Raw genomic sequence first — 23907 nt, 5'->3', positions numbered from 1 at the left:
CTATAGGGTGTCCCGGTGACGACGGAGCAGGTGTGGCTGGGCGCGACGGCCGCCGCCGCGGTGGTGCTGGCGCTCGTGGCGCTCGTGCTCGCCCAGCGTGCACGCCGGCGCGCGGCCCGCGCGGAGGCGCTGTCGGTCACCCTCGCGGGGCGCCTCGACGCCCTCGCGGCTCCCGCCGCGGACGCGCCCCGTGCCCCGTCGCCGGTGTCGTCCGCGACGGAGGACGCCGACGCCTACGTCATCACCCACCTCGATCCGGCCGACCGGCTGGCCGATCCCGCGCCTGAACCCGTGGCCGCGCCCGTGGACGGTCGCCTGTTCGTCGACCTCCTGGCTCGCGAGAGCGTGGTCAAGGCGGCTGCGTGGAGCCACGGGCTGCGTCGCGCCCTGTCGCCCGATAGCCGCAACCGCATCCGGTTCGAGGTGCGCCAGCAGACCCGCCGCGCCGGTCGCGACCGACGCGCGGAGATGAAGCAGGCCCTGCGCGAGTACCGCTCGCGCGAGCGCGCCGACGTACGGGCCGCCGACGTACGGGGTGCCGACGTACGAGGTGCCGGGGAGGACGTCGCCTGATGGGTCGCCCACTCTGGTTCGTCGCCGGGGCGGGGGTCGGGGTGTACGCCGCCGCCCGGGCCCGCCGCGTCGCCGAGAGCCTGACCCCCGACGGTCTGCGCGACCGGCTGCGGGGGTGGCAGGCCGGCGCCCGACTCTTCGCCGAGGAGGTCCAGCAGGGCCGCACCGAGCGCGAGGCCGAGCTGCGTGAGCAGCTCGGCCTCAGACCACCCGCACGTGCCGAGCTGACCAGCAGCCCGAGCCGAACCACCGAGCAGCAGGAGGACCCCCGCTGATGGACACCGCCGAGATCCGCCGCCGCTTCCTCGCACACTTCAAGGCCGCCGGACACGCCGTGGTGCCCTCCGCCTCGCTGCTCGCCGACGACCCCAACCTGCTCTTCGTGCCGGCCGGCATGGTGCCCTTCAAGCCCTACTTCCTGGGCCAGGAGACGCCGCCGTTCGACCGGGCGACCAGCATCCAGAAGTGCGTGCGCACTCCCGACATCGAGGACGTCGGGCGGACCACCCGGCACGGCACGTTCTTCGAGATGTGCGGCAACTTCTCCTTCGGCGACTACTTCAAGCAGGGCGCGATCGAGCTGGCGTGGGACCTGATCACCAAGCCGGTCGCCGACGGCGGCTACGGCCTCGACGCGTCGCGGCTCTACCCGTCGGTGCTGGTGGGCGACGAGGAGGCCATCGGCTACTGGATGCAGGCCACCGGGCTGCCGCGCGAGCGCATCGTGCAGCTGGGGCCGAAGGAGAACTACTGGTCGATGGGTGTCCCCGGACCCGGCGGGCCGTGCTCGGAGATCCTCTACGACCGCGGTCCCGAGTGGGGTCCCGACTTCGACCCCGCCACCCTCGGTCCCGACATGCCGGTCGAGCTGGAGGACCGGCTGCTGGAGATCTGGAACCTCGTGTTCATGCAGGACGAGCTGAGCGCCGTGCGCTCCAAGTCCGACTTCGACATCGCCGGCTCCCTGCCGAAGAAGAACATCGACACCGGCATGGGCCTGGACCGCGTCGCGCTGCTGCTGCAGGGCAAGCAGAACATGTACGAGATCGACGTGGTCCACCCGGTGATCGCCAAGGCCGAGGAGCTCACCGGCAAGCGCTACGGCAGCGGCTCGGCCGACGACGACGTCCGCTTCCGCGTCGTCGCCGACCACGTCCGCTCCTCGATGATGCTCATCGGTGACGGCGTCACCCCCGGCAACGACGGTCGCGGCTACGTGCTGCGCCGCCTGCTGCGCCGTGCCGTGCGGTCGATGCGGCTGCTCGGCTGCGAGGACCGCGTGCTGCCCGAGCTGATGCCGGTCTCGCGCGACAAGATGGGCGAGACCTACGACAACCTCCTCACCGACTGGCCGCGCATCTCGCAGGTCGCCTTCGCCGAGGAGGACGCCTTCCGCAAGACGCTGCAGGCCGGCACGCAGATCTTCGACCTCGCCGCCGGCGAGGTGAAGAGGTCGGGCGGTTCGACGCTGTCGGGTGAGCGCGCCTTCGCGCTGCACGACACCTACGGCTTCCCGATCGACCTCACCCTGGAGATGGCCGCCGAGCAGGGCCTCGCGGTCGACGAGCAGGGCTTCCGCGGCCTGATGGCCGAGCAGCGCGAGCGCGCCAAGGCCGACGCCCGTGCCAAGAAGGGCGCGCACGGCGACACCGCGGTCTACCGCGGGATCTTCGACGAGCACGGGCCGACCGAGTGGTTGGCCTACGAGACGCTGGAGACCGAGTCCCGCCCGCTGGCGCTGCTCAGCGGCGGCGCAACCGTGCCCCGGCTCGCGGAGGGCGAGATCGGCGAGCTGGTGCTCGACCGCACCCCGTTCTACGCCGAGTCCGGCGGCCAGGTGGCCGACGCCGGCACCATCGTCTTCGACGGCGGCCGGCTCGAGGTGCTCGACGTCCAGCGCCCGATCAAGGGCCTCGTCGTGCACCAGGTGCGCGTCCTGGAGGGCGAGCTCGACCCCGCCCGCGAGGTGCACGCCCGGGTCGACCCCGAGTGGCGCATCGGCGCCCGCCAGGCCCACTCGGGCACTCACGTCGTCCACGCCGCGCTGCGCGAGGTGCTCGGCCCGACCGCGCTGCAGTCCGGGTCCTACAACCGGCCCGGCTACCTCCGCCTCGACTTCGGCTGGACCCAGGCGCTGAGCCCCGAGCAGGTCCGCGACATCGAGCTCGTCTCGCAGCAGGCGCTGCGCGCCGACCTCCCGGTCTCGTGGGACTACATGACGCTGGAGCAGGCCAAGGAGTGGGGCGCGATCGCTCTGTTCGGCGAGACCTACGACAACACCAAGGTGCGCGTCGTCGAGATCGGCGGCCCCTGGTCGCGCGAGCTCTGCGGCGGCACGCACGTCGACCACTCCTCGCAGATCGGCACCGTCGTGGTCACCGGCGAGACCAGCGTCGGCTCGGGCAACCGGCGCATCGAGGCGCTCACCGGCGTGGAGGGGTTCGGCTACCTCGCCCGCGAGCGCGACGTCGTCGCGCAGCTGACCGGCCTGCTCAAGACGCAGCCCGACGACCTGGTCAGCCGCGTCCAGGCCCTGACCGAGCGCCTGCGCTCGGCGGAGAAGGAGCTCGAGAAGGCCCGCCTGGCGCAGCTGCTCGGCGCGAGCGCCGAGCTGGCGGCCGGGGCGATGCAGATCGGCTCGGTCAAGGTCGTGGCGCACCGGGCCGACGGCGCGGCCGCCGGCGACGTGCGCAACCTCGCGATGGACGTGCGGGGCCGGCTGCCGCAGGGCGAGCCGGGCGTCGTGGTGATCATCGGCTATGCTGCCGGCAAGGTCTCCGTCGTCGCCGCGACCAACGACGAGGCGCGTGCCCGCGGCCTGTCGGCCGGCGAGCTGGTGCGCGCCGTCGGGCCGCTGCTGGGCGGCAAGGGCGGCGGCAAGGACGACGTGGCCCAGGGCGGCGGCACGGATGCCTCGCGCATCGACGAGGCGCTGGACCTGGTGGCCAGCGAGGTCGCCGGTCGAGCGGGCCAGGGCTGAGCGTGCGGCCCGGAGTGCGGCTGGGCGTCGACCCGGGGGACGCCCGGATCGGCGTCGCGAGCAGCGACCCGTCGGGTTTCCTCGCCACCCCGGTGGAGACGGTGCGGCGCGGTGGCGGCGACGTACGCCGTCTCGCGCAGCTCGTCGCCGAGCTCGGGGCGGTCGAGGTGGTCGTCGGGCTGCCGCGATCGCTCGACGGCTCGGAGGGTCCCGCCGCCGCGAAGGCGCGGCAGCTGGCGGGACGGCTGGCGCGCCGGGTTGCACCCGTGCCCGTCAGGATGTGTGATGAGCGACTGACCACGGTGTCGGCCGAGTCGATCCTGCGCGAGCAGGGCCGCCACGGTGCCAAGCGACGCGCCGTGGTGGACCAGGCCGCCGCTGTGCTGATCCTGCAGACTGCCCTCGACACGGAGCGGTCGAGCGGACAGGCACCGGGAGAGATCGTCGAGGTGACAGATGAGTGAGCACGAGGGCCGGCCCGACGTGGCGGCTCCCGACGCGGGAGTCGAGCGGGACGAGGCCTACGAGTACGTGCCCGGGGGCAAGCGGCGCAAGGGCCGCGGGTCGAAGGGCTGCCTCGCCGTGCTCGTGGCGCTGGCCGTGCTCCTCGGCGGCTTCTACGTCGCGCTGACCCAGGGCGTGTCCTGGGTCTCCGAGCAGTTCCAGGGTCCGGACGACTACCCGGGCCCCGGCACCGGCTCGGTCGAGTTCACCGTCAACGAGGGCGACACGACGGCCCAGATCGGCCGCAACCTCAAGGCCGAGGGCGTCACCAAGTCCGTGCAGGCCTTCATCGACGCCTGCCAGGAGGACTGCACCGGCATCCAGGTCGGCGCCTACGAGCTCCAGAAGCAGATGAGGGCCGCCGACGCGCGCGAGGTGCTGGTCGACCCCGCGAACCTCATCGGCTTCCCGACGGTGACCATCCCCGAGGGACTCCGCCTCGTCGACATCGTGGCGACGCTGGCCGAGAACACCGACTTCCCCGAGGCCGCCTGGAACCGCGCCCTGGACCAGCCGGACAAGCTGGGTCTGCCCGACTACGCCGAGGGCAACGCCGAGGGCTACCTCTTCCCGGCCACCTACGAGATCAAGCCGGGCATGAAGCCCGTCGGCATCCTCAAGATGATGGTCGACCGGTGGCGGCAGGCCGCCGAGGAGGCCGGCCTGGAGGAGAGGGCGGCCGAGCTCGGTCGCACGCCCGCCGAGCTGATGATCATCGCCTCGCTGGTGGAGGCCGAGGGCCGGGGCGAGGACATGTACAAGATCTCCCGCGCCATCTACAACCGCCTCGACAACCCCGACAACGGGATCACCAACGGCCTGCTGCAGATCGACGCGTCGGTGAACTACGGGCTCAACCAGGACCTGGGCGTCGGGCTCACCTCCGAGCAGCTCCAGCAGGACACGCCCTACAACACCTACACGCGCCCGGGCCTGCCGCCGACGCCGATCGAGGCGCCGGGGGAGCAGGCGATCGACGCCGCGGCGAACCCGGCGGAGGGGCCCTGGCTGTTCTGGGTCACGGTGGATCTCGAGACGGGGGAGACGAAGTTCACCGACTCCTACGACGAGTTCCTCGAGTTCGACGAGGAACTGTGCCAGAACGCGCCCGAGACCTGCTGAGACCCGTGCGCTGCGGGGTGCTGGGCGACCCGGTCGCCCACTCGCTGTCGCCGGTCCTGCACCGCGCGGCGTACGCCGAGCTGGGGCTGGACTGGACGTACGACGCCCACCGGGTCCCGGCGGGCGGGCTGCGGGACTTCGTCGACGGGCTGGGACCGGAGTGGCGGGGGCTGTCGCTGACCATGCCCCTGAAGCGCGAGGCCCTGCCGCTGGTCGACCGGCTCACCGACCGGGCACGCCTGGCCGGCGCGGTCAACACGCTCGTCCTGCACGAGGGTGAGCGCGTCGGGGACAACACGGACCTGCCGGGGGCGGCCGCCGCGATCCGCGAGCGCACGTCGGCGCCCCTCGCCTCGGCGGCGGTCCTCGGCGGCGGTGCCACGGCGAGCTCGGCGGGACTGGCGCTGGCCGACCTCGGAGTGACCTCGATCGAGGTGCTGGTGCGCGACGAGTCGAGGGCGGCGGAGACGGTGGCCGCGCTGCGTGCCCACCCGGCGGGGGTCGACGTGCGCACGGGGCCGCTCGACGCCCCCGCTCCCGTGGTGGCCGACATCGTGGTGTCCACCGTCCCGGCCGGCGCCCAGACCTTCAGCCTGGTGGCCCGGTGCGCGGGGGTGCCGGTCGTCTTCGACGTGCTCTACGACCCGTGGCCGACGCCGCTGGCCGCCGCGGCGGGCGAGCGCGTCCTCGTCGGAGGGCTGGACCTGCTCGTCCACCAGGCCGCGCTGCAGCTGCACCTCTTCACCGGTCGCCCGGCGCCGCTGGAGGCGATGCGCTCGGCCGGCCTGCGGGCGCTCGCCTCCCGGAGCCGCGCGTGAGCGACACCCTCCCCGCGGCGATGCTCGCCGCCGTGCTCACCGCGCTCGGCGGGCTGCTGGTGCCCGGGCTGATCGGCCGCGTGCCGGAGCCGGAGCCCGCTGCGGACAGCGACGAGCCGCCGAAGCGGACGTACGCCGACATCGCCGCGCAGCCGGGGCTGCGGTGGCGCAGCGCCGCGATCTCCGCGGTGTGCGGCGCCCTGCTCGGTGCCGCCACCGGGCTCGACTGGCCACTGCTCTGGCTGGTGCCGCTCGTCCCGGTGGCCGTCGCCCTGTCCGTCATCGACTGGCACACCCGCCTGCTGCCGCGGGTCGTCGTCGTGCCCGTGAGCCTCGCGGCGATCGCGGTGGTCACGCTGGTGGGGCTGGCGACGGGGGAGCGCGAGGCGCTGGTCCGGGCGCTGCTTGGCATGGTGGTGGCGCGCTCGTTCTTCTGGGTGCTGTGGTTCGTCCGCTCCGCGGGCATGGGGTTCGGCGACGTGCGCCTGGCCGCGCCGGTGGGGCTGGTCCTGGGCTGGGTGGGCTGGGAGGCGCTGGCCCTGGGTCTGTGGGTCGGCTTCGTCTCCTTCGCGGTGCCCGCGGTGCTGCTCGCGCTGGTGCGCCGGGATCGGACGATGATGAAGAGGTCGTTCCCGTTCGGGCCGTTCATGGTGCTCGGTGCGCTGGTGGGTCTCGTCTGGGGGACTGCGCTCGCCGGGCGCATCTGGGGCTGAGAGACTTCGGCCATGCTCCGATGGCTGACAGCAGGCGAGTCCCACGGTCCCTCGCTGGTGGCGATCCTCGAGGGCCTACCCGCGCACGTCCGGGTGACGACCGACGACCTGGCCGACTCGCTGGCCCGGCGCCGGCTCGGCTACGGCCGCGGCGCGCGGATGAAGTTCGAGCAGGACCAGGTCCGCGTGCTCGGCGGTGTGCGCCACGGCGAGACCCAGGGCGGCCCCGTCGCCATCGAGGTCGGCAACACCGAGTGGCCCAAGTGGGAGAAGGTGATGTCGGCCGACCCCGTGGACCCGGTGGAGCTCGAGGCGCTGGCCCGCAACGCCCCGCTCACGCGCCCGCGGCCCGGGCACGCCGACCTGGTCGGCATGCAGAAGTACGACTTCGACGAGGCCCGCCCCATCCTCGAGCGCGCGTCCGCCCGCGAGACCGCGGCACGCGTGGCCCTGGGGCGGGTCGCGTCCAACTTCCTCGATCAGGCCGTCGGCGCGCGCATCGTGTCGCACGTGGTGTCGATCGGCGGCGTGCGGGCGCCGGCCGGCGTCGTACCGGGGCCCGACGACGTCGCGCGTCTCGACGCCGACGAGGTGCGGTGCCTCGACCCGGAGGCCAGCGCCGCGATGGTCGCTCGCATCGACCAGGCCCACAAGGACGGCGACACCCTCGGCGGGGTGGTCGAGGTGGTCGTGCATGGCCTCCCGCCCGGGCTCGGGTCGCACGTCCACTGGGACCGTCGCCTCGACGCGCGGCTCGCCGGCGCGCTGATGGGCATCCAGGCGATCAAGGGCGTGGAGGTCGGCGACGGCTTCGGGCTCGCGGACACGCCGGGGTCCCTGGCCCACGACGAGATCGTGGCGACGGACGACGGGCTGCGGCGCACCTCGGGCCGCTCCGGCGGCACCGAGGGCGGCATGTCCACCGGCGAGGTCCTCCGCGTGCGCGCGGCGATGAAGCCGATCGCGACCGTGCCCAAGGCGCTGCGCACCGTCGACGTCGCGACCGGGGAGGCGACGGTCGCGCACCACCAGCGCTCCGACGTGTGCGCGGTCCCGGCCGCCGGCATCGTCGCGGAGGCGATGGTGGCGCTGGTGCTCGCCGACGCGGTCGTCGAGAAGTTCGGCGGCGACTCCGTGCAGGAGACGCGCCGCAACGCCGAGTCCTACCTCGACACGCTGCGGTTCCGCTGATGGCGCCGCGGGTGGTGCTGGTCGGTCCGATGGGGGCCGGCAAGACGACCGTCGCCGGCCTGCTCGGCGAGGCCTGGGGCGTGCCGGTGCGCGACACGGACGCCGACATCGTCGCCACCACCGGACGCGAGGTCGCCGACATCTTCGTCGAGTCCGGCGAGGACCACTTCCGCGACCTCGAGGCCGCTGCGGTCGCCGCGGCGCTCGCGGAGCACGACGGCGTGCTCGCCCTCGGCGGGGGCGCGGTCCTGCGCGAGGAGACCCGCGCGCTGCTGCGCGACGTGCCCGTGGTCTTCCTGCGCGTCGGTCTGTCCGACGCGGTCAAGCGGGTGGGCCTCGGCGTCGGCCGGCCGCTGCTGCTCGGCAACGTCCGCGCGCGCGTCAAGGCTCTGCTCGACGAGCGCACCCCGGTCTACGAGGCCGTGGCGACCCACGTCGTCGACACCGACGACCGCACGCCGCTCGAGGTCGCCGCGCAGATCCAGGAGGCGCTCGGATGAGCGACACGGTCCTGTCCGTCGCAGGCGCGGCCCCCTACGACGTCGTGGTGGGTCACGGGCTGTCCGCGCGGCTGCCGCACCTGCTCGGCGAGTCGGTCGAGCGGGTGGCGGTGCTCTACGCCGGTCCGCTGGGCGCGCTCGCCGACCCGATCGTCGACACGCTGGTCGAGCACTACGACGTCCTCGCTCTGGGCCTGCCCGAGGGAGAGCGGGCGAAGACCGCCCCCGTCGCAGCCGACTGCTGGGAGGCGCTGGGCGAGGCGGGGTTCACCCGCTCCGACGCCGTCGTCACCATCGGGGGAGGAGCCACCACCGACCTGGGCGGCTTCGTGGCAGCGACCTGGCTGCGCGGCGTACGCGTCGTCCACGTCCCCACGACACTGCTGGCCATGGTCGATGCGGCGGTGGGGGGCAAGACCGGCATCAACACCGGCGCCGGCAAGAACCTGGTCGGTGCCTTCCACGAGCCGGCCGGGGTGCTGTGCGACCTGGCCCTGCTGGAGTCCCTGCCGCACGACGAGCTGGTCGCGGGCCTGGGGGAGGTCGTGAAGTGCGGCTTCATCGCCGACCCTCAGATCCTCGACCTCGTCGAGCGCACCGACCCCGCTGCCCTCACCGCCGGCTCCGCGGAGCTGCGTGAGCTGGTCGAGCGGGCGATCCGGGTCAAGGTGGACGTCGTGGTCGGCGACCTGCGCGAGACCGGCGGTGCCGACGGCCACCCCGGCCGCGAGGTCCTCAACTACGGGCACACCCTCGCGCACGCGATCGAGCGCACCAGCGACTACACCGTGCGCCACGGCGAGGCCGTCGCCATCGGCTGCGTCTTCGTCGCCGAGCTGGCCGCCCGCGCCGGCTCGCTCGACCCCGCGGTCGTCGAGCGCCACCGGACCGCGCTGTCGCGGCTCGGGCTCCCGACGACGTACGACGCGGCGTCCTTCGACGAGCTGCACGCCGCGATGCGGGTCGACAAGAAGGCGCGGGGCTCGCAGCTGCGGTTCGTGGTGCTCGACGACCTCGCCGCGCCGCGGATCCTCGCCGGCCCGGGCGAGGCGGACCTCCGAGCGGCGTACGCGGCGATCGGCGGGCCGGCGTGACGCGGATCCTGGTGCTCAACGGCCCGAACCTCGGGCGGCTCGGGCGACGGCAGCCGGAGATCTACGGGTCCACCACGCACGCCGAGCTGGCCCACCTGTGCGTGGAGTGGGGTCGCGGGCTGGACCTCGAGGTCGAGGTGCGCCAGACCAACCACGAGGGCGAGCTGCTCGACTGGCTCAACGGCGCGGCCGATGACGAGGTGCCCGTCGTGCTCAACGCCGGCGCCTGGACCCACTACTCGCTCGCCCTGTACGACGCCTGCGCCCAGCTGACCGCGCCGCTGGTCGAGGTGCACATCTCCGACCCCAAGCAGCGCCCCGAGACGTTCCGCCACACCTCGCTGGTCGAGCCGCACGCCCTCGAGACCGTCGCCGGCGAGGGGGTCGACGGATACCGCCGGGCGTTGGAGATCCTCGCCCACCGGCGCTGACACCCTGCCAGGATGGTGTCGTGGACGAGTCCCCGGTCGACGTCACTGCCCTGGCCATCAACGTGGTCGTTCCCGAGGAGCTGCGGTGGCGTGACACCCGCCGTGACGAGGAGTTCGAGCTCCAGTCGCTGACGATCCGGATGCTGCCCGACGGCTCGCTCGCCGCCAAGGCCTACGGCCGTCCGGTCGCCGGTGGCCGCGGGGCCTACGTCTCGTTCCCCGTGCCGGACCGGCCCGAGCTGGCGGCACTCATGTCGGCCGCCGCCGACGAGGCGGCCCGGCGCTGGGCGGCGCACGGCTGAGCCGTGCTTGGATTCCTCGCGTGCTGCCCTTCCGACAGGTCGACGTGTTCAGTGCCGAGCCGTGGCTCGGCAATCCCCTCGCGGTGGTGCATGACGCCGACGGGGTGAGCGACGAGGAGATGGCGCGGTTCGCCCGGTGGACCAACCTGTCCGAGACGACGTTCCTGTGCGCGCCCACCGACGCGCGCGCCGACTACCGGGTGCGGATCTGGACACCGGCCGGCGAGCTGCCCTTCGCCGGGCACCCGACGCTCGGCAGTGCCCACGCCTGGCTCGAGGCCGGCGGGGTGCCGCGCGGGGACGTGCTCGTGCAGGAGTGCGGCGCCGGCCTCGTCGAGGTACGTCGTGCGCCGCGGCTGGGCTTCGCGGCGCCGCCGCTGCGCCGCTCCGGGCCCGTCGAGGACGACCTCCGGGCGCGGGTGCTGGCCGGTCTCGCCCTCGACGAGGCTGCCGTGCGCGACATGGCGTGGATCGACAACGGCCCGGGCTGGGTCGGCGTCGACCTTGGCACGGCGCGGGCCGTCCTCGACGTGGTGCCCGACGTCGCCGCCTTCACCGACCTCAAGGTCACGGTGCTCGGGCGCTGGGAGGCCGGCGAGGCCGCCGACCTGGGGGCCGACGTGGAGGTGCGCGCCTTCTTCGCCGACGGTCGCGACTTCGTCGAGGACCCGGTCACCGGCAGCGCCAACGCGGGCCTGGCCCAGTGGCTGATGGCCGCGGGAGCGCTGCCGGGGTCCTACACGGCGCGCCAGGGCAGCGCGATCGGCCGGGAGGGTCGCGTCGGGCTCCAGTCCGAGGGGGAGCGGCTGTGGGTCTCCGGCGACGCGGTCACCCGGATCACGGGCGAGGTCGACCTGCCTGGCCCCTCTCCCGCGTACGGCACGGGCCCCGTCAGCTGATCTCGGGCAGCTCCTGGGCCGCGCCGAGGAGCGCACGGAACGGGTCCCCGCGCTCGGACACCCGGTCCAGGACCGTGCGGATCGTCCAGCGGTCCGGGCGCAGGTCCGGGTCGTCGAGCTCGTCCCACGCGATCGGGACCGAAACCGGTGCCTCCGGCCCCGGCCGCGGCGAGTACGGCGCGACGAGGGTCTTGTTGATGGCGTTCTGGGTGTAGTCGAGCCGCGCGAGGCCCTTGCGCGCCCGCACCTCCCACTTCCAGCTGACGAGCTCCGGCACGACCTTGCCGACGGTGCGCGACAGCTTCTCGACCCAGGCCCGGGTGTCCTCGAAGGTGTAGCCCTCCACCACCGGCACCCAGACCTGGATGCCGCGCCGGCCGGTCACCTTCGCCCGCGCCGTGACGCCCAGGTGGTCCAGCGCCGTGCGGTGCAGCCGCGCCAGCACCAGCAGGTCGTCCCAGCTCGTCGAGGTGCCGGGGTCGAGGTCGATGAGGGCGTACGTCGGCTCGTGCGGGGCGCTGGTCCGCGACGTCCACGGGTGCCACTCGAGGGCGCCGAAGTTGGCGGCCCAGACGAGCGCAGCCGGCTCGTCGGCGACGACGTACGTCTCGGTCTCGCCCTCGTCGGCCTCCTCGTTGTCCCACGCGCCGAGCCACTCCGGCGCGTGGCGGGGACGCTCCTTGTGCCAGAAGCCCTTCGACTCCGCGCCGTCGGGATAGCGGTGGAGGTTCAGCGCGCGGCCCTCGAGGTAGGGCAGGGCCGTCGGCGCGATCCGCGCGGTGTAGGCGAGCAGCTCGCGCTTGGTCACCGGCGGGTCGCCGGGGAAGAGCACCTTGTCGAGGTTGGTCACCTTGAGCCGGCGGCCGAAGACGTCCCACGTGCCCTGCGTCCCCAGCGAGGCCAGCTCGTCGATCGCGCTGTCGGGGAGCGCCTCGGGGAGCAGCGACACCGCCGCCTCGGCCGCCGGGGCGTCGGAGCGCCACAGGCGGTGCGGGTCGGCGAGCACCTCGTCGTTGGTCCGACCGCTCAGCACGGACCGCGGATGGTCCTCGGGGTCCCATCCCTCGACCGCGTGCTCGTCGCGCTTGTGCAGCATCATCCAGGGCTCGCCGCTCCCACCGTCGTCGCCTCGGCGCACCAGCACGAAGCGGCCGCGCAGCTTCCGGCCGTGGACCTCGGCGTGCAGCTCCCCGCCGTCGACCGCGGCACGTGCGTCGTCGGTCTTCACCGGCTCCCAGGTGCCGATGTCCCACACGATGACGTCGCCGCCGCCGTACTCGCCCGACGGGATGACTCCCTCGAAGTCGAGGTACTCGATCGGGTGGTCCTCCACGTGCATCGCCAGCCGTCGCGCTGACGGGTCGAGCGTCGGCCCCTTCGGCACCGCCCAGCTCACGAGCACGCCGTCGATCTCGAACCGCACGTCGTAGTGCAGCCGGCTGGCCCGGTGCCGCTGCACCACGAACCGAGGCGCCCCCTCCCGCTCGCCGACCTCGCCCGCCGGCTCGGGGGTGCGACCGAAGTCGCGCATCCGGCGGTAGGTCTCGAGTGGGTCGCCCATGCGCCCATGGTTCCCTAGAGCCGCGCGCCCATGCAGGGCGTGCATCCACGCGTCCGGCGCGGGGTAACGGGCCGGACCGAGGCGTACGACGACGAAGGAGGAGCCGTGGGCGTGACCGCTGTGCTGATGGGCCGGCGCGGACCCGACGAGCTGGTGCTGGTGCGGCACGGACAGAGCGTCGGCAACATCGCCGACTCTGAGGCCCGCGACGCCGACGCCGACCGGCTCGAGCTGTCCGCTCGTGACGCCGACGTCGAGCTGTCGCCCAACGGGCAGGAGCAGGCGCGCACGCTGGGACGCTGGGTGGCCGGACTCGCCGAGGAGCAGCGTCCGGACGTCGTCGTCAGCTCGCCCTACCGGCGCGCCGCGGACACCGCACGGGCGGCGCTCGGCGACCTCGGCATCGAGCTGCTGCTCGACGAGCGGCTGCGCGAGCGGGACCTGGGGCTGTTCGACGGGCTGACCGGCAAGGGCATCCGCTCGCGCTACCCCGAGGAGGCGCAGCGGCGCTCCCACGTCGGCAAGTTCTACTACCAGCCCCCGTCGGGGGAGAGCTGGGCCGACGTGGTGCTGCGGGTGCGCAGCCTGCTGGCCGACCTGCGTGAGGGGTACGACGGCCAGCGCGTGTGGCTGTTCACCCACCAGGCGGTCATCATGTCGTTCCGCTACGCCCTCGAGGGCCTCGACGAGGAGCACCTGCTCGACATCGACCGCACGACGCCCATCCCCAACGCGTCGATGACGCGCTACCGCAAGGAGGACGGCGGGTTCGTGCTGCAGGGCTTCGCCGACGACAGCCACCTCACGACGGGACCTGCGGAGAAGACGGACGAGAGCGACCTCGGTGGGGAGGCCCCCGATGCCTGACAGCACCCTCGTCGACGCCGCGCTGCTCGCGGACTGGCCGCTGCCCGAGCCGGGATCCGACAAGGAGGAGCGCGGCCGGCTGGTCGCGGTGGCCGGCGGCCGCGACACACCGGGCGCGGCCCTGCTCGCGGTGGACGCGGCGTTCCGCGTGGGTGCCGGCAAGGTGCGGCTGGCCACGGCCCGCTCGTGCGCGACCGCGCTCGCGGTCGCGGCGCCGGAGCTGATGGTCACCGGGCTGGCCGAACACGACTCCGGGATCGCCGATCCCGCGCAGGCCGCTCGCGTGCTCGCGCTCGCGGAGGGCAGCAGCGCGGTGCTGATGGGGTCCGGCTTCACCGACCCCGAAGCGTCCGCCGCACTGGTCGGCGCCGTCGTGCCACACCTGGGTGCGACCGTGGTCCTCGACGCCATCGCCTCGGCGTACGTCACCGAGGACCCCGAGCGGTTGGCGACGCTCGACGCGACGTTCGTGCTGACCGTCAACCCCTCCGAGCTCGCGCACTGCCTCGACCTGGACCAGGACGAGGTCGAGTCGGACCTGGCGGGCCATGCGGCGTTGCTCGCCCGGCGCACCTCGGCGACCGTGCTGTGCGGCGGCCCGGTCAAGGTCGTCGCCCACGGGGACGACCTGTGGCGCGTCGAGGCGGGCAACCCCGGTCTCGGCACCGCGGGGTCCGGCGATGTCCAGGCGGGTCTCGTCACGGGCCTGCTGGCGCGCGGCGCCGACCCCGCCCAGGCCGCGGTGTGGGGTGCCTTCCTGCACGGCACGGCCGGCGACCGGCTCGCCGAGCGCATCGGACCGGTCGGCTACCTCGCGCGCGAGCTGGCCGGTGAGGTGCCGGGACTGCTGGCCGAGCTCAGTCGCTGAGCCGTCGGGCGCGAGCCCCCGGCGCGAGCGGTCGGCAGGCATCAGGGTCTTCTCAGGGTCGACATCGGTAGAAATGCGGATGCGCCTCGTCCTCCTCGGCAGCCACACTCGACGAAGACGTCAGTCGGGGAGGGAACACCATGCGAACCATCGTGAGCAGGAGCGCACACGCGGACCAGCTGGAGGCGGAGGTACGTGACGCGCTGTGCTGCGTGGCCACGGCCCGCTGCCTCAGCTGCCACCGCAAGCTGGCCGAGGTCCGCGCCGCCCGTCGCGACGCGGTCCTGCACGCCGTCGCCGTGAGGCCGCGCCGCTCGGTGTGGTGACGGTCCGGCGCGTGCCGGCGCCGCGCCGCCCGGTCCTGTCCCGATCAGGGGGCGAAGCGGGTCGGGCAGCGCGCTCGTGCCCTACGTGGGCACGCGGACGGTGCCGTGTGGGGTGACGAGGACGGTGAGGTGGGCGGGTCCGGTCCACAGGTAGGTGCCGGGGTTGGTGCGTTCGTAGGTCCAACGGCGGGGCTGTCTTGGCGCGGTGGTGTCGTCGGCACAGCGGAGCGAGGGTCGCGGGTGCGGTCTGGCCGGGTGGTCCGCCGTCGTCGGGGTCGAGGTAGGGGTGGCGGTGGTCGAGGTCGCACTGGCGTGAGGGTCGGGTGCACCAGGGGAACACGCAGGTCTCGTCGCGCAGGCGGACCTGCTCGGCCATCCGCGGTGGCGGGTCGTGCCGGTCGGTCGACCAGCGGTCGTCGGCAGCGACATGGAGCACCGGCTGGATCGTCACCCGCGAACGCCCGGCCCAGTCGCGGATCCGGTCCAGGGTCACCGGGCCCAGCGACTCCACCGTCCCGACCGCCGGTCCGGAACACGTGTCGGTGGTGAGGACGTCGGCGAGGACGTCGGCGAGGGAGGCGTGGAGGTAGAGCCGGACCTTGGCGTCGCGGCGCTCCATCGCCCGGCGGCGGGCCTCCTGGTGCCGTGCGGCATGGTGCCTGGCCTGCTCGTGAGTCACCGGGTCGAGCGTGGTGTCGGTGTCGGTGTCGGGCAGGAGGCTGGGCAGGAGGGTGGTGAGGTCGAGGCGGGCCTGGGTGTCGGCGATGACGCCGAGGGCCTTGGCCTTGCGGGCGCCGAGGTCGTCGGTGTCGCCGAGCGCGGCCAGAGCGTCTGCTTCGGCGCACACGACGTCGTGGAACCGGGTCAGGTCGAGAGTGTCGCCGACCGCGTGCAGCTGCGAGGTGCCCGCACAGCGGTGGGGGTCGGGGTGGACCAGCACCACGTCCCACCCCGCCCGGGCGCGGTCCTCACGCTCGGCGAGGTCGGAGTGGTCGGAGTGGTTGTCGTTGTCGCAGCGGGCGGCGGCCTCGGCGACCAGCCGGTCCAGCGCCGCCACCCCCAGCGACGACACCCGCCCCGCGACCTGCCGGTCCACCCACCCTGCAGCGGGCAGGGACAGGTGGCGGGTCCGGGCCGCGACCCGGCGGGCCTTCCACACCGGCACCAGCTGCGCGCGGGTCTGGTCCCACAGCAGCGGCAGCCGGTGGTGCAGGTCGAGCGTGTCGGCCAGCAACGATGCCGCCGCTGCCGGCGAGCAGCCCAACGCCACCGCCAACGGCTCCGGGGTGAACGCCGCCACCGCCGGCGTACCCGCACCGCCCAGGGTCTCCGGCTGCTCCAGCACCGCCGGCAGCACCGCACCGGTCGGGGTCTCGCAGCCGTCCAGGGTGGGATGCGCGACCGCCCACTGGTAGGCGATGCGGAGCTTGTGGACCTCGGCCTCCCGCAGCACCGACTCCACCTCAACCGCCTCCGCCAGGAGCGCACCCTCAGCCAAAACGGTGAGGTCCGGCAGGTCGATGACCTGCGGATCTGCGGCGGTGGTGGGCTCCATGGACCAACTCAACCAGAGCCCACCGACACCCGAACCCCACCAACCAGCCGCCCTGTGGACGACGCCACGGACGCCGTCCCTGCACGCCGTTGACGTGGCGAGCGCTCAGTCAGAGCGAGGCGAGCCAGTCCTCGATCGCGACGTCGCCGTCGCCGAACACGAGCGTCTGCCGCGAGGCGCGGGGGTCCTGCAGCACCGCGAGGGCGACCTGCGCGACGAGCTCGCGCGAGGTGACGTCGCCGTCGTTGAACCCGGCCTGCGGGTTGACCGACGCGGTGCCCGGCTCGAGGGTGAGGGTGCCGGGGCCCAGGATCGTCCAGTCGAGCCCGGTGCCGCGCAGGTGCTCGTCGGCGGCGATCTTGGCGTCCTGGTAGTGCCGGAACGGGTTGTCCTCGGGCACCAGCACGTCGGTCGTCGCGCCGGAGAACGACACCATGACGTAGCGCTCGACGCCTGCCGCCTCCGCCGCGTCCATCGAGCGGATCGCTGCGTCGCGGTCGACGGCGTACGTCCGCGACGGGTTGCCGCCGCCGGCGCCGGCGGACCAGACGACCGCGTCCTGACCGCTGAGCAGCTCGGTGAGGGCGGCGAGGTCGGCGTCCTCGACGGAGGAGACGACCGCGGTCGCGCCGGTCGCCTCCACGTCGGCTACGTGGTCGGGGTTGCGGACGACGGAGGTGACCTCGTGCCCGGCCTCGACCAACATCGGGGCGAGGAGGAGCGCGATCTTGCCGTGTCCGCCGAAGATGGTGACTCGCATGCCTCGACGCTACCGGGTGCGGGATCGTGGCCCAGGTCGACGCCCGCACCGGCGGCCGCGGTCTGCCCGGCCAGCACCGCCTGGCACCGCAACCCGCCGGGCACCACCGAGGCGCACGCCGTGCATTTCATGGCACTCGCGCACCGCCACTAGACTTGCGCGTCGGCGCAGCGGCCCCGGTCCGGCGCCCGCGCATCCTTGACAACTCGACGGACTCGACGAAGGCGGACAGAGAGCACATGGCAACCACCAACGACCTCAAGAACGGCATGGTCCTCAACCTCGAGGGTCAGCTCTGGTCCGTCGTCGAGTTCCAGCACGTCAAGCCCGGCAAGGGCCCGGCGTTCGTCCGCACCAAGCTGAAGAACGTCGAGTCGGGCAAGAACGTCGACAAGACCTTCAACGCCGGCACCAAGGTCGAGACGGCCAACGTCGACAAGCGCACCATGCAGTACCTCTACAACGACGGCTCGTCGTACGTCTTCATGGACACCAGCACCTACGAGCAGCTCGAGGTCGCGCCCGAGGTGGTCGGCGACGCCAAGAACTTCATGCTGGAGAACCAGGAGGCGATCGTCGCCACCAACGAGGGCCGCGTGCTGTTCATCGAGCTGCCGGCCTCCGTCGAGCTGCTGATCGCCGAGACCGAGCCGGGCCTGCAGGGCGACCGCTCCACCGGCGGCACCAAGCCCGCCACGCTCGAGACCGGCCACACCATCCAGGTGCCGCTGTTCATCACCACCGGCGAGAAGGTCAAGGTCGACACCCGCGACTCGTCCTACCTCGGCCGCGTCAAGGGCTGAGCGCACCACGTGGCTGCTCGTTCCAAGGCCCGCAAGCGCGCGCTGGACATCCTGTTCGCCTCCGAGCTCCGCTCCGAGGACCCCGTCCTCGCGCTGGAGCGCGCCATCGAGGCCGGCGAGGGACCGACCAACGACTACACCAGCACGCTGGTGCGCGGCGTGGTCGAGCACCGGGACCGCATCGACGAGGTGCTGACGACCTACAGCAAGGGCTGGACGCTCACCCGGATGCCGGCGGTGGACCGCAACGTGCTGCGCATCGGTGTCTACGAGCTGCTGTGGGGCGACGCGGACGTGCCGGAGACGGTCGCCGTCAGCGAGGCGCTGCACCTGGTCCAGGACCTGTCGACGGACGACTCGCCGGCCTTCGTCAACGGGCTGCTCGGCTCGGTCATGCGCGACCGCGCCAGCCTGGTCTGATCCGCTCCACCCCCAGGTGTGGCCACGGCTCGCCGGTGGTCACGGCGACGCCCTAGGTTGACGCCATGAACGCCGCCGACACCGCCGAGCAGGTCCGCGACAGCGACTGGCTCGACCACGCGATCCGAGCCGGGCTGGTGGCGTACGGCGTGGTGCACCTGCTGGTCGCGTGGCTCGCGGTCCAGCTCGCGCTGGGCGAGAAGGAGGAGAGCGCCTCCAACAGCGGCGCCATGCACTACCTCGCCGAGCAGCCGCTCGGCGGCGTGCTGGTGTGGCTGGTGGCGCTCGGCATGTTCCTGCTGGTCCTGTGGCGCCTGCTGGAGGCCGGCTTCGGGCACCGCGAGGAGTCCGACGACACCGTGCGGTGGCGCAAGCGCGCCACGTCGCTCGGCAAGGCGATCATCTACGGCGCCATCGGCTGGAGCGCGGTGCGCACCGCCACCGGCAGCGGCTCCGGGGGTGGCACCGACTCGACCACCGCCAAGCTCATGGACCTGCCGGCCGGGCAGTGGATCGTGGGCGTCGTCGGCCTGGCCGTCGTCGCGTACGGCGGGTCGCTGGTGTGGCGCGGCTGGTCGGAGAAGTTCACCGAGCACCTCGACGCGCAGGGGAAGTCCGGTACCGACGGCTCGGCGTACGTGCTGCTGGGCAAGATCGGCTACATCGCCAAGGGCGTCGCGATCGGCATCGTCGGCGGGCTGTTCTGCTACGCCGCGCTGACGCACCGGGCGAAGGAGTCCGGTGGCCTCGACCAGGCGCTGCAGACCGTCCTCGAACAGCCCTTCGGGCAGGTGCTGCTGGTCGCGATCGGCGTCGGGATCGCCGGCTACGGCGTGTTCTGCTTCGCCCGCGCGCGGCACCTGTCGCGCTGAGCCCGGCGCACCTCCGCATGGCCCGTACGGGTCAGCGGGCGGCCGGTGCGCCGGACGCGACCGCCAGCGCGGAGGCGACCATGTGGTCGCGCACCTGCGCGGCGGTGACGCGACTGATCTGGGGTACGCCGGGCGCCTGCTCCGAGACGAGCATCGCCACGCGACCGAGCTGGAGCGTGCCCAACCCGCTGGCATAGAGCATGTTGGCAAGCAGGCCGGGGTCCTCGACGTGGAACTCGCCGGCGTCGACGCCGGCCTCGATGGTGTGGGTGAGCACCGACAGGCACCCGCCGATCGCCTGGCCGAGGCGGTACATCGCGCTCTCGCTGACCTCCTCGAGCAGGTCGCCGCCGGGACGCCGCATGATCGCCTGGGCGCAGTCGACGAACGCCGGGTGGGCCAGGCCGTAGTCGACGAACGCCTCGACGAGCCGCTGCAGCTGGGCACGGGGCTCGGCGGCGGTCACGGCGGCTTCGGACAGAGCCACCCGGAGCTCGTCGAGGTACTGCACCAGGGTGAGGCTGAACAGCTCCTCCTTGCCGGTGAAGTGGCGGTAGATGATCGCCCGGTTGATGCCCACGGCCCTCGCGATGTCCTCGATCTGGGCGTCGCGGACCCCGCGCTCGTCGAAGAGGCGGCGGGTCGCGGAGATGATCTCGGCCTCCCGCAGGCGCCGCCGGGCGGTCGCGGTGCCGGCGCGTCCGGGCGTCGGTGCGGACGACGGATCCGGGCTCATGCGGGTCAGTCTAGGGAGCAGCCGACGCAGCGTCGGCTGTGGTTCGATGCCGCCATGGCTCCCCGCGCTCGCCGTCTCGCCGGCCTGGTCCTCGCCGCTCTCGTCGGTCTCGCCGGCGGGCTGCCACCGGCCTCGGCCACACCGGCGAAGTCGTCGGCGGCCGCCGACCCGCAGCGCTTCGCCGGCACCGCTCGGCTGCCCGGCTGCTCGGGCGCCGTCGTGCGCTGGCCCGCCGCCCTGGACACCGATCGAGCCGTGGTCCTCACCAACGGCCACTGCGTGCGGGTCCCCTTCCTGGGCGCGCGGGAGACCCTGGTCGACCGGAGGACGGGGACGAAGGTCGAGCTGCTCGACGGGCGCGGGGACGTCGCCGTGACCGCGCGGGCGGTCCGCCTCGCCTACGCCACCATGTACCGCACCGACCTGGCCGTGCTCGAGCTGCGCGAGACGTACGCCGACCTCGTCGCCGGCGGCGTCACGCCGTTCGGACTGGCGGTCGAGGGACCGTCGCGCGGGGACCGGATCCGCATCCCGTCCGGCTACTGGACCGAGCAGCGTGCGTGCGCGACCGCCGGGACGGCGCACCGCGTCCACGAGCGCTCCTGGGACTGGTGGGACTCCATCCGGCTGCCGGCCCGGGCGGGCTGCGGGATCCGCGGCGGCTACTCCGGCTCGCCGATCGTCGACCGGGAGACCGGCGAGGTGGTCGGCCTCGCCAACACCGCCTACGTCGGCGGTCGCCGGTGCGTCGACTCGGCCTGTGAGGAGGACCGCCGCGGTCGCGTGCGGATGGTCCGCGACATGAACTACGGGCAGCAGACCTGGTGGCTGCACACCTGCCTCGACTCGGGACGCGTCCTCGACCTGGGCACGCCGGGTTGCCGGCTGGCGAAGCCGCGCCGCTGACGGTCAGCCGGCGGCCAGGGAGCGCACCGTCTCGATGGTGTCGGCCTCGTCGGGGCGCTTGTCGTCGCGGTAGCGCAGCACCCGCGCGAAGCGCAGCGCGACGCCGCCAGGGTAGCGGGTGGAGCGCTGCAGCCCGTCGAAGGCGATCTCCACGACCTGCTCCGGGCGGACCTCGACGACGTAGCCGTCCCGGACCGTGCCGGGGGACACCGCCAGCTCGGTGAACCGCTCGGTCTGCCACGCCAGCATCTCGTCGGTCATCCCCTTGAACGTCTTGCCCAGCATCACGAAGCCCGTCGACGAGGACTCGTCACGAGCGCCGAGGTGGATGTTGGACAGCCATCCCTCGCGGCGCCCGGAGCCCCACTCGACCGCCAGCACCACGAGGTCGAGCGTGTGCCTCGGCTTGACCTTGACCCAGGCGGAGCCGCGACGGCCGGCGGCGTAGGGCGCGGACAGGTCCTTGAGGACGACCCCCTCGTGGCCGGCGGCGACGGTCTCGCGGGCGAAGGCGTCGGCCGCCTGCGGGTCTGAGGTGACGAGGCGGCGTACGCGGTGCTGCTCGGGCACGAGCGCGTCGAGGGCGGCGAGCCGCTCGTGGCCGGGGGAGTCGAGCAGGTCGCGGCCGTCGAGGTGGAGCAGGTCGAAGAAGTGGGGCGTCACCGCGACGCCGGTGTCCTGCGCGGTGCGGCTCGCGGTGTCCTGGAACGCCATCGGGCGGCCGTCGTCGGACAGTGCGAGCGCCTCGCCGTCCAGCACGACGCGCTCGGCCGGCAGCGACCGCGCCACCGCGACCACCTCGGGCAGCCGGGCGGTGATGTCGTCCAGGCTGCGCGTCACGACGAGCACGTCGGCGCCGTCGCGGTGCACCTGGATGCGGATGCCGTCGAGCTTGGCATCGATCGCGACCTCGGTGGCGCCGTCGGGAGAGAGGCCGGCCATCGCCGTGGACACGTCGGGAGCGCTGGAGGCGAGCATCGGCATGACCGGGCGGCCCACCTCGAGGTGGATCGCGGCGAGCGCACCCTCGCCCTCGAACGCCGCCCGGGCGGCCGCGACGGTCGAGCCGGCGAGCATCGCCGCACGGCGCACGGCCGGGAGCGGCACCTGCGCGACCTGCGCGACGGCCTCCTGGGTCACCGCGTCGAGGGCACCCTGGCGGACGTTGCCGGTGACGATGGCGCGCAGCCACGCCTGCTCGGGCGCGGTCGCCCGCCCGAACAGCTCGGTGACGGCCTGCTTGCGGGCGAGCTGCGAGCCGGCGCCGGCGAGCCGCGACATGGCCTCGAACGCCTCGTGGACCTCGAGCACCGACAGCGACGGCTCGTCGGCGGGCGGCGGCAGGTCGCTCACGCCGCGCCAGCCCAGGCCCGTACGCCGCTGGCGCAGCGCGCCACCGAGGTAGGACACGACCACCTCCAGCTCGTCGGGCTCCACCCGCCCGAGCAGCTCGGCGAGCGCGACCACCTTCGCCTTGCGGGACCGGGTGGCGGCCACCGCGGCGGAGGTGGCGACGAGCTCGGCGAGCAGCATGCGCCCATCCTGCCGCCTGCCGCCGACACCGCCTCCGCCCGAAGGGGCAGGATGGGGCCATGCCCGACGCCCAGCTCTACGTGCCGGCCTTCAACGTGATGGACCCCGAGGACGTACGCCCCTTCGTCGATGCGGTCGGCACCGCGCAGCTGGTGACCGTGGGCGACGACGGGCTGCCCGACGCCACCTTCCTGCCGCTGCTGTGGGAGGGCGACCGCCTCGTCGGTCACCTCGCCCGGGCCAACGCGCACTGGAGGCGCGTCGTGCAGGACTCGCCGGCGCTGGCGATCGTGACCGGTCCGGACGCGTACGTCAGCCCGTCGTGGTACGCGGCCAAGCGCGAGCACGGCAAGGTCGTGCCGACGTGGAACTACTCCGTCGTCCACCTCCGCGGGAGCGTACGGATCCACGACGACGCCGAGTGGGTGCGCGGCCTCGTCACCCGGCTCACCGACCGCCACGAGGAGCCGCGGGACGAGCCGTGGGCCGTCACCGACGCCCCGTCCGACTACCTCGACAAGAACCTCCGGCCGATCGTCGGCGTCGAGCTCGTGGTGGAGTCGGTCGAGGCGAAGGCCAAGCTCAGCCAGAACCGTTCCGAGAAGGACCGCGCGGGTGTCGCCGAGGGGCTGCGTGCCGACGGCCGCGAGCCCGCCGACCTGGTGCAGCCGTGAGAGCGGGACGCGTCCGCGAGCGCTTCACCGGCCGGATCGCCGGCGTCGGCAGCACCAGCGGCGTCCGCGTCGTCGTCGGCCGCTGGGACGACTCACCCTGGGGCCCGTTCGCCGACGTCATGGTCGAGGACGCTGCGGGCCACCGGGTCCTGCTGGCCCCCGACCAACGGGTCCGGGAGTTCGTCGCCTCGACCTACGCCTTCGACGAGCACGCGATCGAGCCGGTGACCGTCGCGGACACCGCCGACGGCTGGCGGGTGAGCACGCCGTCGCTGACCCTGCGCCTGGTGCTCGGGACCCGCACGCCGCTCGGTCGCCTGCTGGGCCTCGTGCCGGCACGCGTCGCCACGGCACCCTGGTTCTGTGCGCTGGCCGACCCGGTCGCACGGGTCGTGATGCGGGGCGTGCGGACCCGGGGGACGGCAGGCAACGACCGGCGGGAGTGGTACGGCGCGACCTCGGTCCTGTCCGTCACCGGCATCTCCGGGGAGTGGCGGGGGACCGACGTGGGCGCACTCGCGCCCGTCGACCCGCCCTGCCGGTTCGGCTTCTCGAGCACCCCGCAGCGGCCGTCGGTGACCAGCGTCGTGACGACCATCGAGCGAGCCGCCTAGGTGGCTGGCCGCACTTCTGTGAAGTCGTGCGGCAACTTCTGCCGATATGTCGTGAGAAGTGGGCGACTTGTGCATTGACGCCGACGAATCGCGGTGCCTAGTGTGACGAGCGTCACGGCGGCCGTCGGTCGCCGCTCGGGAGAGGGGCGACCCACGGATGGGAACACCCGCTCTGCTGCAGTCGCTGACGCGCCGCGGGTCCGCGCGCGTCCCCGCCCACCCCGCGTCACGAGAAGGCAGGACAGCATGAGCAGGTTTCGGTCACCCTCGGCACGTGTCAGGACA

26 protein-coding genes are annotated in these 23907 nt (G+C 73.6%); 21 read left to right on the top strand and 5 right to left on the bottom strand.

Annotation, left to right across the window (positions count from 1 at the left end):
* Window positions 1-15 precede the first annotated feature (15 nt).
* The 13 genes from J3P41_RS01025 to J3P41_RS00965 are packed head-to-tail and all read left to right on the top strand — an operon-like array spanning window position 16 to window position 11127.
* On the top strand, window positions 16-573 hold the full coding sequence (locus tag J3P41_RS01025; RefSeq protein ID WP_210443361.1) for a hypothetical protein: 558 nt from the start codon (window positions 16-18) through the stop codon (window positions 571-573).
* Window positions 573-848: a DUF6167 family protein gene (locus tag J3P41_RS01020; protein ID WP_210443360.1), complete on the top strand. Its 276-nt coding sequence runs from the start codon at window positions 573-575 to the stop codon at window positions 846-848. Before J3P41_RS01025 ends, J3P41_RS01020 begins: the two co-directional genes overlap by 1 nt.
* A complete protein-coding gene (gene alaS / locus J3P41_RS01015) occupies window positions 848-3553 on the top strand; it encodes an alanine--tRNA ligase (RefSeq protein WP_210443359.1) in 2706 nt (901 codons plus the stop codon). The genes J3P41_RS01020 and alaS overlap by 1 nt, the downstream gene beginning before the upstream one ends.
* A 2-nt stretch (window positions 3554-3555) precedes the next feature.
* Window positions 3556-4017, top strand: a complete 462-nt coding sequence (gene ruvX, locus J3P41_RS01010) for a Holliday junction resolvase RuvX (RefSeq protein WP_210443358.1) — start codon at window positions 3556-3558, stop codon at window positions 4015-4017.
* Complete coding sequence (gene mltG, locus J3P41_RS01005; protein ID WP_210443357.1) at window positions 4010-5179, top strand: endolytic transglycosylase MltG; 1170 nt, start codon at window positions 4010-4012, stop codon at window positions 5177-5179. The genes ruvX and mltG overlap by 8 nt, the downstream gene beginning before the upstream one ends.
* Window positions 5152-5997: a shikimate dehydrogenase gene (locus tag J3P41_RS01000; protein WP_307861771.1), complete on the top strand. Its 846-nt coding sequence runs from the start codon at window positions 5152-5154 to the stop codon at window positions 5995-5997. The genes mltG and J3P41_RS01000 overlap by 28 nt, the downstream gene beginning before the upstream one ends.
* Entirely contained in the window at window positions 5994-6710 is a 717-nt protein-coding gene (locus tag J3P41_RS00995) for an A24 family peptidase (RefSeq protein WP_210443356.1), read from the top strand. Before J3P41_RS01000 ends, J3P41_RS00995 begins: the two co-directional genes overlap by 4 nt.
* Window positions 6711-6722: 12 nt before the next feature.
* Entirely contained in the window at window positions 6723-7901 is a 1179-nt protein-coding gene (gene aroC / locus J3P41_RS00990) for a chorismate synthase (protein WP_210443355.1), read from the top strand.
* Entirely contained in the window at window positions 7901-8401 is a 501-nt protein-coding gene (locus J3P41_RS00985) for a shikimate kinase (protein ID WP_210443354.1), read from the top strand. The genes aroC and J3P41_RS00985 overlap by 1 nt, the downstream gene beginning before the upstream one ends.
* Complete coding sequence (aroB, locus tag J3P41_RS00980) at window positions 8398-9495, top strand: 3-dehydroquinate synthase (RefSeq protein ID WP_210443353.1); 1098 nt, start codon at window positions 8398-8400, stop codon at window positions 9493-9495. Before J3P41_RS00985 ends, aroB begins: the two co-directional genes overlap by 4 nt.
* Window positions 9492-9926 (top strand): type II 3-dehydroquinate dehydratase, encoded by a 435-nt coding sequence (locus J3P41_RS00975; protein WP_307861770.1) that lies wholly within the window; start codon window positions 9492-9494, stop codon window positions 9924-9926. The genes aroB and J3P41_RS00975 overlap by 4 nt, the downstream gene beginning before the upstream one ends.
* Window positions 9927-9946: 20 nt before the next feature.
* Window positions 9947-10228 carry a hypothetical protein gene (locus J3P41_RS00970; RefSeq protein WP_210443352.1) on the top strand — a complete coding sequence of 94 codons (282 nt, stop codon included), beginning with the start codon at window positions 9947-9949 and terminating at the stop codon, window positions 10226-10228.
* Between the two features lie 20 nt (window positions 10229-10248).
* Window positions 10249-11127 carry a PhzF family phenazine biosynthesis protein gene (locus J3P41_RS00965; protein ID WP_307861769.1) on the top strand — a complete coding sequence of 293 codons (879 nt, stop codon included), beginning with the start codon at window positions 10249-10251 and terminating at the stop codon, window positions 11125-11127.
* Here J3P41_RS00965 and J3P41_RS00960 read toward each other — a convergent pair.
* Window positions 11120-12688: a DNA polymerase ligase N-terminal domain-containing protein gene (locus J3P41_RS00960; RefSeq protein WP_210443351.1), complete on the bottom strand. Its 1569-nt coding sequence runs from the start codon at window positions 12686-12688 to the stop codon at window positions 11120-11122. The genes J3P41_RS00965 and J3P41_RS00960 overlap by 8 nt on opposite strands.
* 111 nt (window positions 12689-12799) lie before the next feature.
* Here J3P41_RS00960 and J3P41_RS00955 point away from each other — a divergent pair, with 111 nt between their 5' ends.
* Both J3P41_RS00955 and J3P41_RS00950 read left to right on the top strand, forming a co-directional pair.
* Window positions 12800-13555: a histidine phosphatase family protein gene (locus J3P41_RS00955; RefSeq protein WP_210443350.1), complete on the top strand. Its 756-nt coding sequence runs from the start codon at window positions 12800-12802 to the stop codon at window positions 13553-13555.
* Window positions 13548-14423 (top strand): NAD(P)H-hydrate dehydratase, encoded by an 876-nt coding sequence (locus J3P41_RS00950; RefSeq protein ID WP_210443349.1) that lies wholly within the window; start codon window positions 13548-13550, stop codon window positions 14421-14423. The genes J3P41_RS00955 and J3P41_RS00950 overlap by 8 nt, the downstream gene beginning before the upstream one ends.
* Before the next feature lie 231 nt (window positions 14424-14654).
* On the opposite strand, the gene J3P41_RS00945 is transcribed toward J3P41_RS00950, so the two are convergent.
* Together J3P41_RS00945 and J3P41_RS00940 are read right to left on the bottom strand one after the other, a co-directional pair.
* The gene (locus J3P41_RS00945) at window positions 14655-16304 is read right to left on the bottom strand and encodes an HNH endonuclease signature motif containing protein (RefSeq protein WP_210443348.1); all 1650 of its coding nucleotides are present in this window, start codon (window positions 16302-16304) and stop codon (window positions 14655-14657) included.
* A gap of 109 nt (window positions 16305-16413) precedes the next feature.
* Complete coding sequence (locus J3P41_RS00940) at window positions 16414-17064, bottom strand: SDR family oxidoreductase (protein ID WP_210443347.1); 651 nt, start codon at window positions 17062-17064, stop codon at window positions 16414-16416.
* 239 nt (window positions 17065-17303) lie between these two features.
* On the opposite strand from J3P41_RS00940, the gene efp reads away from it, so the two are divergent.
* From efp to J3P41_RS00925, 3 genes are all read left to right on the top strand, one after another.
* Window positions 17304-17867 (top strand): elongation factor P, encoded by a 564-nt coding sequence (gene efp, locus J3P41_RS00935; protein WP_210443346.1) that lies wholly within the window; start codon window positions 17304-17306, stop codon window positions 17865-17867.
* A 9-nt stretch (window positions 17868-17876) separates the two neighbouring features.
* On the top strand, window positions 17877-18287 hold the full coding sequence (nusB, locus tag J3P41_RS00930) for a transcription antitermination factor NusB (RefSeq protein ID WP_210443345.1): 411 nt from the start codon (window positions 17877-17879) through the stop codon (window positions 18285-18287).
* A gap of 65 nt (window positions 18288-18352) precedes the next feature.
* Window positions 18353-19159, top strand: coding sequence for a DUF1206 domain-containing protein (locus J3P41_RS00925; RefSeq protein ID WP_210443344.1), 807 nt, complete (start codon window positions 18353-18355; stop codon window positions 19157-19159).
* A 31-nt stretch (window positions 19160-19190) separates the two neighbouring features.
* Here the strand turns inward: J3P41_RS00925 and J3P41_RS00920 are convergent, their stop codons facing one another.
* Window positions 19191-19895: a TetR/AcrR family transcriptional regulator gene (locus J3P41_RS00920; RefSeq protein ID WP_210443343.1), complete on the bottom strand. Its 705-nt coding sequence runs from the start codon at window positions 19893-19895 to the stop codon at window positions 19191-19193.
* 54 nt (window positions 19896-19949) lie between these two features.
* Between J3P41_RS00920 and J3P41_RS00915 the strand changes: the two genes are divergently transcribed.
* On the top strand, window positions 19950-20801 hold the full coding sequence (locus tag J3P41_RS00915) for a serine protease (protein ID WP_210443342.1): 852 nt from the start codon (window positions 19950-19952) through the stop codon (window positions 20799-20801).
* A 3-nt stretch (window positions 20802-20804) separates the two neighbouring features.
* Here the strand turns inward: J3P41_RS00915 and J3P41_RS00910 are convergent, their stop codons facing one another.
* Window positions 20805-22334, bottom strand: a complete 1530-nt coding sequence (locus tag J3P41_RS00910; protein ID WP_210443341.1) for an ATP-dependent DNA ligase — start codon at window positions 22332-22334, stop codon at window positions 20805-20807.
* A 59-nt stretch (window positions 22335-22393) separates the two neighbouring features.
* Between J3P41_RS00910 and J3P41_RS00905 the strand changes: the two genes are divergently transcribed.
* On the top strand, window positions 22394-23008 hold the full coding sequence (locus tag J3P41_RS00905; protein ID WP_210443340.1) for an FMN-binding negative transcriptional regulator: 615 nt from the start codon (window positions 22394-22396) through the stop codon (window positions 23006-23008).
* On the top strand, window positions 23005-23622 hold the full coding sequence (locus J3P41_RS00900; RefSeq protein WP_210443339.1) for a hypothetical protein: 618 nt from the start codon (window positions 23005-23007) through the stop codon (window positions 23620-23622). Before J3P41_RS00905 ends, J3P41_RS00900 begins: the two co-directional genes overlap by 4 nt.
* Window positions 23623-23907: the final 285 nt, after the last annotated feature.

This window comes from Nocardioides sp. SYSU D00065, assembly GCF_017916425.1.
GTDB lineage: Bacteria > Actinomycetota > Actinomycetes > Propionibacteriales > Nocardioidaceae > Nocardioides.
The sequence above is the reverse complement of the archived record's forward strand: the minus strand, read 5'-3'. Positions and strand labels throughout refer to the sequence as shown.